Consider the following 15,064-nt stretch of genomic DNA (forward strand, 5'->3'; position numbering starts at 1 on the left):
GCGGCACCGGCCGCCGCGGCGGTTTCGTGCGGCGCCTCGGCCCCGCCCTCCTCCTCGGTGCCCTCCCTCTCGGGGTCACCGGGTTTGGACAGGTGCACGCTCACCTCACGGGATCGGCCGACGGACCGGCTCACGATCGCCGGTCGGCCCCCGCCCGCACAAGGGGTTTTGGCCGAGGCATACTCGCCGCATGCGCATCCCTCCCGTGCTCGTCCGCCCGGCGACCGCCGCCGAACTGCCCGCTCTCCAGGACATCGAGCGGGCCGCCGGCGCACCCTTCCGCGCACTCGGCATGGCGGCGATCGCGGACGACGAACCGCCCTCCGTGGCGGAGTTGGACCGTTTCCGCCGGGCGGGCCGGGCGTGGGTGGCCGTGTACGACGAGGACGCGCACCGTGCAGGTGACGGGTCCCGCGGCGACGGGTCCCGCGGCGACGGGTTCGGCGGTGACGAGGTGGACGGCCCGCTCGCGTACCTCATCGGCGAACCCCTCGCCCAGGGTCCCGACGAAGGCCCCGACAGCACCGTCTTCCACATCGAACAGGTCTCCGTGCACCCCCGCGCCGCCCGCCGGGGCGTCGGACGCGCCCTGATCGAGTACGCCGCGGACCGCGCCCGCGCGGCGGGCGGTACCGCGCTGACCCTGACCACGTTCGCCGACGTCCCCTGGAACGCCCCGTACTACGCCCGCATCGGCTTCCGCCCGCTCGACGACGCCGAACTCACCCCGGCGCTCCGCCGGATCCGCGCGCACGAGGCGGAGCTCGGCCTCGACCGGTGGCCCCGCCTCTGCATGCGCCGCGACCTCGCGGGGTCCGGGCGCGCCGTCACTCCCCGTACCGCTCCCTGAGCTCGATCTTGCGCACCTTCCCGGAGACCGTCATCGGGAAGGAGTCGAGGATCCGCAGTGCGGCCGGGATCTTGTAGTGGGCCAACTGCCCCTTGCAGTACGCCTGCAGCTCCTCCAGCGTCAGTGCGCCGCCGGGGTCGCGGGGGATCACGCAGGCCAGCGGGACCTCGCCGTACCGTTCGTCGGGCACGCCCACCACCTGTACGTCGGCGACTTTCGGGTGGCGGTACAGGAACTCCTCTATCTCGCGGGGGTAGATGTTCTCGCCACCTCTGATGATCATGTCCTTGATGCGGCCGACGATCTGGACGTAACCGTCCTCGCGCATGACCGCGAGGTCGCCGGTGTGCATCCAGCGTCCCGCGTCGATGACCTCCGCGGTCCGCTCGGGCTCCTCCCAGTAGCCGAGCATCACGCTGTACCCGCGGGTGCGCAGCTCGCCGGAGGTGCCGCGCGGCAGCGTCACGCCGGTCGTGGGGTCGACGACCTTCACCTCGATGTGCGGCAGGACCCGGCCGACGGTGCCCGTGCGGCGGTCCAGGTCGTCGTCGCGGCGCGTCTGGGTGGAGACGGGTGACGTCTCGGTCATGCCGTAGCAGATGGACACCTCCTCCATGTGCATCTCGGCGACCACCCGCTTCATCACCTCGACCGGGCAGGGCGAGCCCGCCATGATGCCGGTGCGCAGCGAACTCAGGTCGTACGTCGCGAAGTCGGCGAGGTCCAGCTCCGCGATGAACATCGTCGGCACCCCGTACAGCGAGGTGCAGCGCTCGCGCTCGACGGCGTGCAGGGTGGCGACGGGATCGAAGGACGGCGCCGGTATGACGATGCACGCGCCGTGCGAGGTGGCGCCGAGGTTGCCCATCACCATGCCGAAGCAGTGGTAGAAGGGCACGGGCAGACAGACCCGGTCCTGTTCGGTGTAGCCGACCGTGCGGCCCACCCAGTAGCCGTTGTTGAGGATGTTGTGGTGGGAGAGGGTGGCACCCTTGGGGAAGCCCGTGGTGCCCGAGGTGTACTGGATGTTCACCGGGTCGTCGCAGCTCAACTCCGCTTCGCGCGCGGCAAGTTGCTCCGGGCCGACGAATGCCGCGGCGTCCAGGAGCTCGTCCCACGACCCGTCGCCTATGTAGTGGACGGCGCGCAGCTCGGGGCAGCGGGCCCTGACCTCTTCGACGAGCTCGCGGTAGTTGCTGCTCTTGTGGGACTGCGAGGCGACGAGGACGGATATGCCTGCCTGACCGAGCACGAACTCCAACTCGCCCGCACGGTAGGCCGGGTTGATGTTCACCATGATGGCGCCGACGCGGGCGGTGGCGTACTGCACGAGCACCCACTCGGCGCAGTTCACCGCCCAGATCCCGACCCGGTCGCCCTTTCCGACACCCGCCCCGAGGAAGCCGCGCGCCAACTGTCCGACGGCCGCACCGAATTCGGCGTACGTCCAGCGGGTCCCGGCGGCGACGTCGACGAGCGCGTCGCGCTCCGGCCAGGCGGCCACGGCCCGGTCGAGGTTCTGCCCGATGGTGTCGCCGAGCAGGGGCGTGCCGCTCGTCCCGTGCGCGTAGGAGAGTCCACTCACCGGAAGTCCTCCTCACGGTATTCCGCGTCCGAGCCCGCGGCCGTCGCCTCGCGCAGCTCGATGCGGCGGATCTTGCCCGACACGGTCTTGGGGAGTGCGCCGAACTCCAGGCGGCGCAGTCGCTTGTAGGGGGCGAGGACCGCGCGGGAGTGCTCGAAGAGCAGCTTCGCGGTGTCCGGGCCCGGTTCGAAGCCCTCGGCGAGGACGACGTACGCCTTGGGGACGGCGAGCCGCACCGGGTCGGGCGCGGGCACGACGGCCGCCTCGGCCACCGCCTCGTGCTCCAGGAGCGCGCTCTCCAGCTCGAACGGGGAGATCTTGTAGTCGGAGGCCTTGAAGACGTCGTCGGCGCGGCCGACGTAGGTGATGTAGCCGTCGGCGTCGCGGGCGCCGATGTCCCCGGTGCGGTAGAAGCCGCCCGCCATGGCCTCCGCGGTGCGGTCCAGGTCGCCGTGGTAGCCGGCCATCAGGCCGACGGGGTCCGTGCCCAGGTCGAGGGAGATCTCGCCCTCCGGCGCGCCCGGCGCCCCCGTCACCGGGTCGAGGAGCACGACGGTGTAGCCGGGGGTGGGGCGGCCCATGGAGCCGACCTTCAGCTCCTGGCCGGGTGAGTTGGCGACCTGCACGGCGGTCTCGGTCTGCCCGAAGCCGTCGCGGATGGTGACGTGCCAGTCGCGCCGTACCTGCTCGATGACCTCGGGGTTGAGCGGCTCGCCGGCGGCGACGACCTCGCGCGGCGGGGTCCGCAGCTGAGTGAGGTCGGCCTGGATGAGCATGCGCCACACGGTGGGCGGCGCGCAGAACGACGTCACGCCCGCCCGGTCCATCTCCGCCATGAGGCGCCCCGCGTCGAAGCGGGAGTAGTTGTGGATGAAGACGGTGGCCTCGGCGTTCCACGGGGCGAAGAGGTTCGACCAGGCGTGCTTGGCCCAGCCGGGCGAGGAGATGTTCAGATGGACGTCGCCGGGCCTGAGCCCGATCCAGTACATCGTCGCCAAGTGCCCCACCGGGTAGGACACATGAGTGTGCTCGACGAGCTTCGGGCGGGCGGTGGTGCCGGAGGTGAAGTAGAGCATCAGCGGGTCGTCGGCGAGGGTGATTCCGTCGGGCTCGAAGGCCTGCGGTGCGTCATCGGCGTCACCGTAGGAGAGCCAGCCCCCGCCCGCGTCCCCACCGACGACGATCCGCGTGTAGTCGCCGGGCACGTCGTCGAACTTCGCGGCGTCCTCGGGGCGCACGATCACGTGCCGGGCGCGGCCCCGGTCGATGCGGTCACGCAGGTCGACGGGGCCGAGGAGCGGTGTCGCCGGGATGACGACGGCGCGCAGCTTCATCGCGGCGAGGGCGATCTCCCACAGCTCGACCTGGTTGGCGAGCATCACGACGATGCGCTCCCCGGCCCGTACGCCCTGCGCACGCAGCCAATTGGCGACGCGGTCCGAGCGGGCGGACAGGTGCACGAAGGAAAAGCGGGCCTCGGACCCGTCCTCCTCGACGATGTGCAGCGCGGTGCGCTCGTTGCCGTCGGCGATGACGTCGAACCAGTCCAGCGCCCAGTTGAACCGCTCGGGCCGCGGCCAGGCGAACCCTTCGTACGCCGTGGCGTAGTCCTCTCGATGTCGCAGGAGGAAGTCCCGTGCGGTACGGAACTGCTCCGTGGCGCTCGTCCCGTTCGTCGTCATGTGCACCCCTAGTCGGTCCCGCGCTCACGGTGGATCACGTGGCGCCCGTCCTGCCGTACGCATTGCCGGACGCTGCGTAACATCGTGTAATTCGTGGTGCGGATCCACCACCCCCGGACGGGGGTGTCGCGAAGCGAAAGGGCGGACGCACGTGTCGGCTGATGGCGGCGAGACGGTGGAGGTGCGGGCCGCCCTGCTGCGGCTGCGCCGCGGGACGGGACTCCCGGTGGCCTTCGGCGGACTGCTCGACGGCCCGCTCCAGATGCGCATCGGCGAGCTGAGCGGCACGGGGACGCGCGCGCTCAGCGGCCTCGCCATCTCCTCCGGCAACGGCCTCGGCGGCAAGGCGGTCGCCCTGTCCCGGCCGTGCGCGGTCACCGACTACCACGTGTCGCGGCACATCAGCCACGAATACGACGCGGCGGTCGCCGCCGAGGGCCTGCGCTCGGTGCTCGCGGTCCCCGTGGTGGTGCGCCGCCGGGTGCGCGGGGTGCTGTACGGCGCGCTGCGCACGGCCCAGCCGCTCGGCGACCGGACGCTGGCGGCCGCGGTGGCGGCGGCCCGCGACGTGGAGCAGGCCCTGGTCGTACGCGACGAGGTGGGCTCGCTGCTCGCGGCGGCCAGGGAGCCGGTGGCCGGCCCGGGGGCGTGGGAGCAGGTACGCGAGGCGCACGGCGCGCTGCGCGCGTTGGCCCCGCGGGTCGCCGACCCGGCCCTTCGGGCGGAACTCATGGCGGTCTGCGGCCGGTTGGAGTCGGCGACGACGGTTCCCGAGCGCGCCCGCGACCGTGCCGTCTCCCTCGCCCCCCGCGAGGTCGACGTGCTGTCCTGCGTGGCCGGCGGCGTGACGAACGCGGCGGCCGCCGAACGGCTCGGCCTGCGCCCCGAGACGGTGAAGGGCTACCTGCGTTCGGCGATGCGGAAGCTGGGCGCGCACACGCGTCTGGAGGCGGTGGTGGCGGCGCGGCGGGCGGGACTGCTTCCGTAGCCCGCCCGGTGTCGTGGCCCTCCCCCTTAGTGGCGGGCTGGGCGTTCAGTGGCGGGCGGGGCGTTTAGTGACGAACTGGCCGTTCAGTGACGGGCGGGGCGGTTAGTGACGGGCGGGGCGCCACTCGTCGGCGGCCGGCTGTCCCGCCACGCCCCAGCGGGCAGCCTGTGCGGGCACATGGACCGGCCCTCAGTGCCTGGGGCCAGAACCCGGGTCAGGCGTCGACGACGTCCCCGAAGCGGATGTCGTACGAGGACGAGGTCTCGGCGATCCGCGTCAGCATCCGCTCGGCCTCCCGCGTCAGCTCCTCGCGCCGCACACGGCCGAGCCGCCCCCGCGCCGTGAACGGCTCGAACGGCTCGATGGTGAGAACGGCGGTTCCGCTCTTGGCGTCCTCCGTCAGCCGCCACACGCCGGCGAGGAACCCGTCGAGGAGGAAGACGCAGTAGGAGACGTTCCCCTTCCAGGTGCGCCCCTTGTACGCGGCGGGGACGACGCGGGACCGGTCGGCGTGCGAGAGGAGGAGGTTGTCGTACTCGGGCAGGAAGCGGGGCGGGGCCGGGGTGTCCGGGTCGGGCAGGGGCGCGTCGGGCAGGTCGAACAGCTCGACGCCGTTCTCGTCGCGGAACGTACGCAGCCGGGGCCGCAGCCGCTCGAAGACTTCCCTCATCCGTGTGAGCCCGGCCCAGGTCTGCATGTCCTTGACGGAGGCGGGCCCGAAGGCGGCGAGATAGCGCAAGACGGTCTCGTCCGGCGCGGGCGCCGCCCCCTCGTCGCCGCCCAGCCACTTCCCGGTCGTGGTGAGCGCGACCTGCCCGCCGCGCCGCCACAGCCCTCGCGGGGTGACCTGGACGAGCGGCAGCGCACACCGGGCGGCGATGCCGAGCGACTGCGGGTCGGCATCGGGCCACGTGACGAGCAGCAGCTCGCGGAGCTGCTTCATCGTGCGGGGCGCCGCCTCGACGGCCTCGCGCGCGATTCCCGCGAGCTCGCCGAGGTCGACGCCGGCCAGCCCCTTCCTGAACGCCGAGAGCTCTCTTTCGAGTGCGCCCTGCACGAGCGGCCGCAGCGTACGGGCGTCGGCGGCGGTGTGCAGGTGGATGGTGGACCGCATGGTGACCATCCGCACCAGCTCGCGCGACTCCAGGAGGGCGGAGAGTTCGCCGGGGTCGAAGTTCTCCAGGCGGGCGGCGAGGGCGTAGTACGGCGGTTTGACGTTCTGCGCCTGGAGACCGACGAGGTGGCCCACGGCGTCCTTGACGGACAGGTCGCGGCAACGGCGCAGGAGGAACTGCCGGTCGAGCGTGGCCCGGTTGAGGGCGCGCGCTCCCAGGACGGGCACGGCGGGAGCAGTTCCGGCAGGAGCAGTTCCAGCGGGGGCCCGGTGCGGCGTCTTGTTCATGGCGGTCACGCTAGCGGGACTCGCGGACACGTCCGGTCCGCGATTCCCGCCGCCCGGCGCGAGTCCCGCCGCCCCGCGCCCTCTTCCCCGACGCCCTCTGCCCCGCCGACCCACCTCCCCGGTCCACGCGCCGGCCACTCGCGACGCGCGGCCCGCCCCCTCCCTCCGCCACGATCTCCCCGCCCGCGCCTTTTGGGCCGTATATCCTGCTCCGAGGCACGTTAGACAAGCGTTCGACACGCTCGACACGGAGGGCGGCCACGAACCATGGCGGAGCGCCGAGCCCGTCCGGCACCAGCCACGAAGAAGCACGCGTGGCGGCGCACGGCACGGCCCCCGTCCGGCCCACCCGCCGACGGCCCGCACGCCGCGCCCACCGCGCCCGAGGACGACGCGCGGGATGACACGGACAGCGTCGTGGAGGCCGCGCTGTACCGCGACGGCGTCCGGGTCGCGACGCCCGCCTCCCTCGCGGAGACCTTCCGCGACCTGCGCGAGCAGCGGGACGGCATGGCGTGGATCGGCCTGGCCCGCCCGACGGAGGCGGAACTCCTCTCCCTGGCGGCGGAGTTCGACCTCCACGAGCTGGCGGTCGAGGACGCGATGGAGGCGCATCAGCGCCCGAAACTGGAGCGCTACGGCGAGACGCTGTTCGTCGTCCTGCGGGCCGCCCGCTACCTCGACGCCTCCGAGGAGGTCGACTTCGGTGAGCTGCACGTCTTCGTCGGCCCCGACTTCGTCATCACGGTCCGCCACGGCGCGGCCCCCGACCTGTCCGGCGTCCGCCGCCGCCTGGAGGAGAGCCCCGACCTCCTGAAACTGGGCCCCGAGGCGGTGCTGTACGCGATCCTCGACGCGGTGGTCGACGGCTACGCACCGGTCGTCGCCGGCGTCCAGAACGACATCGACGAAATCGAGACGGAGGTCTTCGGCGGCGACCCCGCGGTCTCCCGCCGCATCTACGAACTCTCCCGGGAAATGGTCGAGTTCCAACGGGCGACCCGCCCCTTGGTCGGCATGCTGCACGCCCTGATGGCGGGCTTCGCGAAGTACGGCACGGACGAGGAACTCCAGCGCTACCTACGCGACGTGGCCGACCACGTCACCCACACCAGCGAACGCGTAGACGGCTTCCGCCAGGCCCTGGCCGACATCCTCACGGTCAACGCAACCTTGGTGACCCAACAGCAGAACGCGGAGATGCGGGCACTGGCGGAGGCGGGCTTCGAACAGAACGAGGAGATCAAGAAGATCTCCTCGTGGGCGGCGATCCTGTTCGCGCCGACGCTGGTCGGCACGATCTACGGCATGAACTTCGAGACGATGCCGGAGCTGCAGTGGGCGGCGGGGTATCCGTTCGCGATCCTGCTGATGGCGGCGGTGTGCGTGAGCCTGTACTTCATCTTCAAGCGGAGGGATTGGCTGTAGCGGGGAGCCAGTAGACTTGATCGACTTCGCGTACGCGAAGGGTTCAGAAGGACTCTTCCGGCCCCCTGGGGAGAATCTGGGGAGAATGCGCAGCACTGGGGAGCGGGCCATCACCCGCCGCACCTCATTCGCCGTTGGGTGTAGCTCTCCCCGGGGGACGCCTGCGGTTCGGACCGTGAGGTCGTAGTCGTGCTGGTCAGAGGTGGAACAGAGCCGTTCGTGCTCGTGGGCGAAATGGAAGGCGAAGTAGGCGTCGAGGTCACCGTTGTCCTTCACCGCCCGGAGTTTGAGTACGGCCTCGGCGCCGCTCAGCCCCCACCTTGCCCCGGTGATTTCCAGACGATCGCCGATGAGATGCCTGCATGCGCCCTCGATCGGGCCGGTGGCGATCGGCCAGCCCTCGGCCAACGCGGTGTCGTAGCAGAGTTGGTCAAGGTGGCCGGCCAGGTAGCGGACGCAGGTGTCTGCGGCTTCGCGTTTCGCTCCGCGCAGGCCGGCCCGCTCCGCCTGCGCGGTGATCTCCGCGGCGGCGCGGCTGGCCCAGCCGTGGAGGATCGTGGTCAGATGCCCGGCGACCCAGGCTTCGGCTGCCGGGGTGCCGGGCCGGTGCAAGCTGTGCGCGGCAGCCCAGACGTACTCGCTGACGTGCACGATGTCGAGCAGGACCTGCACGGTGATCCCGCGCCGGTCGGCTTCGGCGCGGTCGGGTCGAGTTGGTGGCGGGCGCCGTCGACCAGGACGACCCAGGTCCGCACATGGTCGCGGTCGCGGGCCTGGGCCGCCGCCTCCCGCGCCTCCAACTCCCCGATCAACGGCCCCATCAGCATCGCCTCCTCCACCCACACGGTAGAGACCCGACCACGCCGCCGCCCCTCATGCGCAGTCGTACGTCAGCCCGCCCGCTCATAGGTAAGGACGGTCTTCGGGTGGTTGCCGATCTTGCGTAGGCGCAGCGGGCCGTCCGAGGACTTCACGTCGAAGTCGTACTCCAACTCCTCCGGCGGGCAGTTGACGGTCCTGGTGCCCTGATCGAGCTTGAAGTTGCTCATGGACAGGTCGTGCTGGTCGATGCCGGAGACAGTGGCGCTGCCCTTGCATCGCGGGCCGGTGCGGGACTCGATGACCACGCGTGCGCGTCTGCCCGGCTCGACCTGGTGGATGGTCAGCTGCTGGCTGCCGTCCCTGGCTCGCCACCGGCCCACGAACCAGGGGTGGATGGGCTTGTACTTCGTGGCCACCTCGGCGAATCCGGAGCCTTTGCGCCAGGTCAGCGTGGTGGTTTCCAGCATGCTGGGATCGACGAAGTCCACTCGGGCGCCACCGTCGCGGATGCGGGCCTTCGGCCAGGCGATGGTGCTTTTGGTCGGGTCGGTGGTCCAGGAGGAGAGGTCCCCGGTGGCGACGGCCGCGATCACCTCTTGCGGTTCTTCGCCGTCCCTGCAATACGCGCCGAAGCCGGCCGCGAGCCACACGGTGTCCCGGTACGCCTTTGCCCTGATGCCGTGGCACGGTTTGGTGCCGGTCTCATAGACCGTCTTCCGGGCGGACCAGGCGTCGTCAGAGGCGTGGCGATGCTGTGCCTCCAGGCCGCGGCGAGTGAAGCGGAGGGACACCTGCCGGCCGTCGGACAGTTCGAGGACGGTGTGGTCGTCGTCGTCCTCGACGACCCGTGAATCAGGCTTGTCCTCCGGTTCGCGGGGGGACTTCGTGTGCTGCGCGCTGCTGCCGGACGGTCCCTTGTCCGATTGCTCGGCGCAGCCGCCGACGGCTGCGCCGAGCATCAGCACCGCTACCGCCCACGCCGCTGCGCTCTTCGTTCTCATGCCGTGTCAGCTCCCCTGTACGCCGTGCCGCGATGCCCGGGCCGGTGAGTGGCACGAACTCGGCGATGCTAGTCGGTGGGGTGGGCGGCCCGCCCCGCTCGACCCCCGGCACGGTGCGGCCCCGGCGGTTCCGTCACTCGTCGACGACGGCGGCGACCGCACCCGGGCCGCCACCTCCCGCGCCTCCAACTCCCCGATCAACGACCCCATCAGCGTCGCCTCTTCCACCCACCCGGTAGAGACCCGACCTCGCCGCCATCACCCACAAACACAATCTCCCAGCTCAAACCATCGGGGCCGTCCCCGGAAGAGAGCTACACCCTTCGCCGTTTCCTGCGTGGCTCACCCCGGCCCTCCCCGGCTGTGCCGAACCGTCACCGACGGTATTGACCGATCAGGATGTGGACAGGACGGGCCACGCCACTGTGCGGAAGATCAGGCACCGCGTGTTGCAGCAGCCCAGATCAAGGACCTGGTCCGCTCGGCGGATCGGCTTCCTGGCTCATCCCCGATGCTCGCTCGCGCAGCACCGACCGCAACTCGTGCCATGCGCGCACGACAGCGATCAGGTTCGTCAGCACGACACGGACTTGGGACAGCAGAAGCCCCAAGAGATCCAAGAGCGCGAGGATCCGCAAAGCCAAGGTTGCCCATGTCACCACACACCCCTTCCCGTTGGCCCCATGACACGCGAAGCACCTGGGGTCACCGACCCACCGTCTTGGTCCGCATACTCCCGCCGCAAGAGATCAAAGTCGGAAGACAGCTCACATGAACATGGCAGGCCGAGAACTCGCTGGTCCCACAACAACTGTCAGTGCCGTGGTCTACCTTGCGGTCCAGTCAGGATCAGGTGCCGTACAGGCCATGCACGTGGAACGAGGTACGCCCCGTGAGGAGATGCGCTGTATGTATGGCGGACATCAGTCACCGGCATGGACTTGCGAAGTACTGCTCCGACACATGTGCCCTAGAAGCACGCCGCCCCACCATGCTCATCTGCGAGGAGTGCGCGGCCTCGTTCGTTCGGCCGAACCGTCCTGGTGCGCCTCCCCGCTACTGCTCCGAGGAGCACCGGGCCACCGCGGCGGCCCGCAAGGCCCGGGCCCATCACGAGGCCCGCATGGAACTGATTCGCTTACTGCGGGGGAACAGAACGTGCATGGTCTGTGGGGCTGACATCAATAGCCGCCATCCCCGCGCGAGGTACTGCGGCTGGCAGTGCCGCTATAACGACCAAGGGCATGTTCCGCGTCAACCGGCCGTGTCACGCGAGGAGCTACTTCTCAGACGCCGCGGGCGGAGGGCCTCCGCGCGGCCGGTATCGATCACTCTCCAGTGTGAGAGCTGTGGGTTCCCCTTCGAAGTACCCGGCGACAAGCCGGGGCGCAAGCCTCGGCGCTGCCAGCCATGCCGGGATCTCGACAAGCCGCAGGTGCGCCCAGGACCCCATGCCTGCAAAGGCTGTGGTCTGGCCGTTCCGGCCGAGCGAGGCGTTCTCGCTCTCTACTGCTCCGTCGACTGCCAGGTCACCATGAACAACCGGGCACAGGCGAAGCGGCGCAAGGTCGAGCGTGCGGAAGCGAAGCGAGAGCGGGAGTGCGCGGTCTGCGGTCAGCCGATCGAGATGCGGGAGCACGGGCTTCGCAAGTACTGCGGTCATGGCTGCTGGTATCGCGCCAACTACGTGCCCAGATCGAAAGCTGATGCCTGCGCGTGGTGCGGTGGCTCCATGGCCCACCGCCGGGGTGACGCCAAGTTCTGCGGGCAGTCATGCCATTCGAAGGCCCAGTACAAACGCCAGGTCGGTTCCGCTCTTCGTTCACGTCCCTGCAGCTACTGCGGACAAAGGATGCCGCTCAGCTCCGCGCACCGTGTCTACTGCTCGGGCCGGTGCTCCCGCCGTGCCTACTTCGAGGCAAACCCGGAAAGGGTGCGAGCCGCAAAGCGCCGCGGGAACCACCAGCGCCGGGCGATGCTCGCCCGTGCCAAGCGGTACAGCGTGACCGAACGAGATCTCTCACGGCTGTGGAACCATTACGAGGACAGTTGTGCCTATTGCGGCGAGAGAACCCCCTCCCTGCATCAGGAGCACGTCGTCCCGATCTCCCGGGGCGGCGTCGACGGCATCGGAAACCTGGTCCCGGCCTGCCCCGACTGCAACCTGTCGAAAGGCGACCGGACCGTCATGGAGTGGCGCCTCAGGAAGAAGTCCCCTCGCTACCTCACAAGGCCCGACCACCAAGGCGCGGCTCGCCTGCCGACCAGCACGCAACAGACCATCGAGACCGGCCTCGCTGCGCGGTGACGCACTCCTTCCGCGCACTGAGCAGCACACCCTCCTACGGGAATCGCTCCGACTCGACAGCCGACGCTCAGTACGTAGCGCTGCGGGGCGAGCGGCGCAGCGCTAGCCAGCCAGTTCCTGGTCCGGCTGAGGTTCTGGCGTACGCCAGAGAGCGCATACACATACGGACAAGGCGATGCAGACAGGAAAGCAGGAGCGAATCGAGAAGGCCGAAGCGTGCGCCCCAGGACTATCGACGCTGGGAACCCAACTCGCTTGAGCCAAGCGTCCAACCCCTGTCCCCAGCGACTGCGACGGCCTGCCCAGTACTCTGGGTAACGGCCAAGCCATGTCCGAACAGCCCCTCAGATTTAGTCCTCCCTCGTGACCTCCTGGCCCTCGCTGGGGAGAATCCGGGGAGTACCAAGCCCAGTTGGGGTGCGCCCGGGGAGAATCGACTGCGCAAGCGGGCAACACGGCGAAAGAGCTGGAAATACCCATCGCCCCAGGCCAGAGCAGGGGTTCGGTCAATCTCCGCAGGTCAGCGCCCCGAAGGTGACGACTTCAAGAAGATCTCTTCTTGGGCGGCGATCCTGTTCGCGCCGACGCTGGTCGGCACGATCTACGGGATGAACTTCGAGACCATGCCGGAGCTGCAGTGGGCTGCGGGGTATCCGCTCGCGATCCTGCTGATGGCCGTGGTGTGCGTCAGCCTGTACTTCGTGTTCAAGCGGCGGGATTGGTTGTAGGGGCATCCCTCGTCACTCGCGGTCGGAACGACTCCATGCGTAGACGATGTCTCGGGCCGCTGTTGGCCATCGGTGTCACGGTGACGCCGGCTCTCCCGTGGAGTTCCCGTGCGCCGGGGCCCGCGGTAGGGGGCGGGCCTCCTGACGAGGTCCCGCCCCCTACGTGTCACGTCAGAACTGCAGGGACCAGGCGTTGACCGTGCCGGTGTCGTTCGTCCAGTTGTCGGTGACGCGGAGCTTCCACGTGCCGTCCGCCGTCTCGGACGAGGCGTCGACGCTGTACGTGGCCTGGACGTTGTCCGCGCCGTCGTTGCTGTTGTAGTCCTTCAGGAGGTAGGCCGTGCCGTCGGGGGCGACGAGTTCGACCTTCAGGTCGCCGCGGAACGTGTGGCGGATGTCCACCGCCACGGACAGGTTGGCGGGGGCCCTGCCGGTGACGCCGGTGACCGGGAGCGGGGACTCGACGGTGGCGTTGTCACGGATCTGGTAGTCGTCCGCGTTCTCGAACTTCTTGCCGGTGGGCGGGGTGCTGCCGTCAGCACCCGTGTGCAGCAGCTTGTTCGGGGAGCCCGTGCGGGGGTCGGTGACCTTGCCGGACGTGGCGTCGGCGACCAGCTTGTCGCGGACCTGGGCCGGGGACCACGTCGGGTTCGCGGCGAGCAGCAGGGCGGCCGCGCCCGCGACGTGCGGGGAGGCCATGGACGTACCGCTCATCGACTGGGACGCGCTGTCACCGGAGTTGGACGTGGAGACGATGCTGTCGCCCGGCGCGAAGATGTCCAGGCAGGTGCCGTAGTTGGAGCCCTGGCCGTTGGACCAGCCGGTGGCGCGGGCGTCCCGGCTGTTGGTGGCGCCGACGGTGATGGCCGAGGGCGTGGAGGACGGGGAGTACGAGCAGGAGTCGGCGTTGTTGTTGCCGGCCGCCACGACCCAGGTCACGCCGGACGATATGGAGGTCGCGACCGCGTCGTTCACGGACTGGGTCTTGCCGCCCCCGATGCTCATGTTGGCCACCGCCGGCTTGACCGCGTTCTTGGTCACCCAGTCGATGCCCGCGAGGACCGGCGCCCAGGTGTCGCCCGAGGTGCCCTGACAGTTCAGCACGCGCACGCCGATCAGCTTCGCGCCCTTGGCGACCCCGTACGAACTGCCGCCGACGGTGCCGGCGACGTGGGTGCCGTGCCCCTGACAGTCAGAGGCGTTGGAGTCGTTGTCGATGAAGTCGTACCCGCTGACCGCACGCCCGCCGAAGTCGCGGTGGCTCATGCGGATGCCGGTGTCGACGATGTACGCGTTCACGTTCGCGGCGGTCGTGTCGTACGTGTAGCGCTTGTCCACCGGCAGATCGCGCTGGTCGACCCGGTCCAGGCCCCAGGAGGGCGGATTGGTCTGTGTGTCGACCGCGTACGCGACGGCGTCCGCCTCCACGCGTGCCACCGACGGGTCGCCGGCCAGCTCCTTGGCCTCGGCCTCCGTCATCCGCACGGCGAAGCCGCGCAGTGCGGCGGTGTACGTGTAGCGCAGGCTGCCCGCGTGCTCCTTGGCCAGCGCCTTCGCCGAGGCGGGGACGTCGGCGCGGGCCACCGAGCTCTTGAAGGTGACGATGTACGAGCCGTCGACCGCGCCGGGTCGGTCGGCGCCGACGATGCGCCCTTCACCGCCGCCGGGCGGCACGGGGGCGGCGACGGCGCCGGAGGTCGCGGCAACTCCCGCGAGCAGGGCGGTACTTGCGCCGACGGCCAGTACGCGCCGGACGGCGCGAGCGTCGATCTTCATGGGTTCTCCCTCGGAGTCCGACACGTCACACGTGGTACATGTGCCGTGTCCATGACATGCGATGTGTGATGGGTCAGGCGTGTCGGGTGGGCCAGGCTTGATGTGGGGGCCACACGGGGTGGGTGGGGTGTGTGCCGCACGGAGTGGGGCTCCGTGCGGCACCCGTCCGGTGACGTCGCACGGCTGTTGGGGACAGCCGCTCTTCCTGTGTCCGGTCCTGCCGGCCGGGGACCGAGGCGTACGAAGGTGACGTCGTCGGACGGGCCAGAGCATCGGCCAGTCCGCCGGGGCCCAGCAATCCGTAGCGCTACCCAAAAAGTGGCGGGCAGGGGTTGGGGGGGGGAGGGTGCGGGTCCGGCGCGGGTGCCGGGTCGGGTGCCAGGTCGGGTGCCGGGTCGGGTGCCGGATCCCGGCGGCAGGTCGGGTGCCGGGTCGGCGTGCGGCCCCGACGCCGCCCTGAAAACCCCTGACGTCGGCCCTGACGTCGGCCCGAC

General features: G+C 70.3%; 9 protein-coding genes and 2 pseudogenes. 5 read left to right on the forward strand and 6 right to left on the reverse strand.

What is annotated here, in order from left to right; genetic code table 11:
* Positions 1 to 205: 205 nt before the first annotated feature.
* Positions 206 to 850 (forward strand): GNAT family N-acetyltransferase, encoded by a 645-nt coding sequence (locus ACZ592_RS15625; protein ID WP_471582457.1) that lies wholly within the window; start codon positions 206 to 208, stop codon positions 848 to 850.
* On the opposite strand, the gene ACZ592_RS15630 is transcribed toward ACZ592_RS15625, so the two are convergent.
* Together ACZ592_RS15630 and ACZ592_RS15635 are read right to left on the reverse strand one after the other, a co-directional pair.
* The gene (locus tag ACZ592_RS15630) at positions 828 to 2,435 is read right to left on the reverse strand and encodes an AMP-binding protein (RefSeq protein WP_471582078.1); all 1,608 of its coding nucleotides are present in this window, start codon (positions 2,433 to 2,435) and stop codon (positions 828 to 830) included. The genes ACZ592_RS15625 and ACZ592_RS15630 overlap by 23 nt on opposite strands.
* Positions 2,432 to 4,117: an AMP-binding protein gene (locus ACZ592_RS15635; protein ID WP_471582079.1), complete on the reverse strand. Its 1,686-nt coding sequence runs from the start codon at positions 4,115 to 4,117 to the stop codon at positions 2,432 to 2,434. The genes ACZ592_RS15630 and ACZ592_RS15635 overlap by 4 nt, the downstream gene beginning before the upstream one ends.
* 151 nt (positions 4,118 to 4,268) lie before the next feature.
* On the opposite strand from ACZ592_RS15635, the gene ACZ592_RS15640 reads away from it, so the two are divergent.
* Positions 4,269 to 5,105 (forward strand): helix-turn-helix transcriptional regulator, encoded by an 837-nt coding sequence (locus tag ACZ592_RS15640; protein WP_471582080.1) that lies wholly within the window; start codon positions 4,269 to 4,271, stop codon positions 5,103 to 5,105.
* 214 nt (positions 5,106 to 5,319) lie between these two features.
* Here the strand turns inward: ACZ592_RS15640 and ACZ592_RS15645 are convergent, their stop codons facing one another.
* A complete protein-coding gene (locus ACZ592_RS15645) occupies positions 5,320 to 6,507 on the reverse strand; it encodes a winged helix DNA-binding domain-containing protein (RefSeq protein ID WP_471582081.1) in 1,188 nt (395 codons plus the stop codon).
* A 267-nt stretch (positions 6,508 to 6,774) separates the two neighbouring features.
* On the opposite strand from ACZ592_RS15645, the gene ACZ592_RS15650 reads away from it, so the two are divergent.
* Positions 6,775 to 7,935 carry a magnesium and cobalt transport protein CorA gene (locus tag ACZ592_RS15650; RefSeq protein ID WP_471582082.1) on the forward strand — a complete coding sequence of 387 codons (1,161 nt, stop codon included), beginning with the start codon at positions 6,775 to 6,777 and terminating at the stop codon, positions 7,933 to 7,935.
* Between the two features lie 174 nt (positions 7,936 to 8,109).
* On the opposite strand, the pseudogene ACZ592_RS15655 reads toward ACZ592_RS15650, so the two are convergent.
* A pseudogene (locus ACZ592_RS15655) lies at positions 8,110 to 8,720 on the reverse strand (ISKra4 family transposase); the annotation flags it as partial.
* Positions 8,721 to 8,825: 105 nt separating this feature from the next.
* Positions 8,826 to 9,758, reverse strand: a complete 933-nt coding sequence (locus ACZ592_RS15660) for a hypothetical protein (protein ID WP_471582083.1) — start codon at positions 9,756 to 9,758, stop codon at positions 8,826 to 8,828.
* A 1,534-nt stretch (positions 9,759 to 11,292) separates the two neighbouring features.
* Here ACZ592_RS15660 and ACZ592_RS15665 point away from each other — a divergent pair.
* Together ACZ592_RS15665 and ACZ592_RS15670 are read left to right on the forward strand one after the other, a co-directional pair.
* Entirely contained in the window at positions 11,293 to 12,066 is a 774-nt protein-coding gene (locus ACZ592_RS15665; protein ID WP_471582084.1) for an HNH endonuclease, read from the forward strand.
* Between the two features lie 542 nt (positions 12,067 to 12,608).
* Positions 12,609 to 12,794, forward strand: a pseudogene (locus tag ACZ592_RS15670) (CorA family divalent cation transporter); the annotation flags it as partial.
* Positions 12,795 to 12,965: 171 nt separating this feature from the next.
* Here the strand turns inward: ACZ592_RS15670 and ACZ592_RS15675 are convergent.
* Positions 12,966 to 14,570: a S8 family peptidase gene (locus ACZ592_RS15675; protein WP_471582085.1), complete on the reverse strand. Its 1,605-nt coding sequence runs from the start codon at positions 14,568 to 14,570 to the stop codon at positions 12,966 to 12,968.
* Positions 14,571 to 15,064 lie beyond the last annotated feature (494 nt).

The organism is Streptomyces sp. NPDC040622, from assembly GCF_055593965.1.

Excerpts from the sequence above, each read along its gene's own strand:
- ACZ592_RS15635 (WP_471582079.1), bottom strand. The coding sequence starts at position 4,117 with ATGACGACGAACGGGACGAGCGCCACGGAGCAGTTCCGTACCGCACGG.
- ACZ592_RS15645 (WP_471582081.1), bottom strand. The coding sequence starts at position 6,507 with ATGAACAAGACGCCGCACCGGGCCCCCGCTGGAACTGCTCCTGCCGGA.
- ACZ592_RS15650 (WP_471582082.1), top strand. The coding sequence starts at position 6,775 with ATGGCGGAGCGCCGAGCCCGTCCGGCACCAGCCACGAAGAAGCACGCG.
- ACZ592_RS15660 (WP_471582083.1), bottom strand. The coding sequence starts at position 9,758 with ATGAGAACGAAGAGCGCAGCGGCGTGGGCGGTAGCGGTGCTGATGCTC.
- ACZ592_RS15665 (WP_471582084.1), top strand. The coding sequence starts at position 11,293 with ATGAACAACCGGGCACAGGCGAAGCGGCGCAAGGTCGAGCGTGCGGAA.
- ACZ592_RS15675 (WP_471582085.1), bottom strand. The coding sequence starts at position 14,570 with ATGAAGATCGACGCTCGCGCCGTCCGGCGCGTACTGGCCGTCGGCGCA.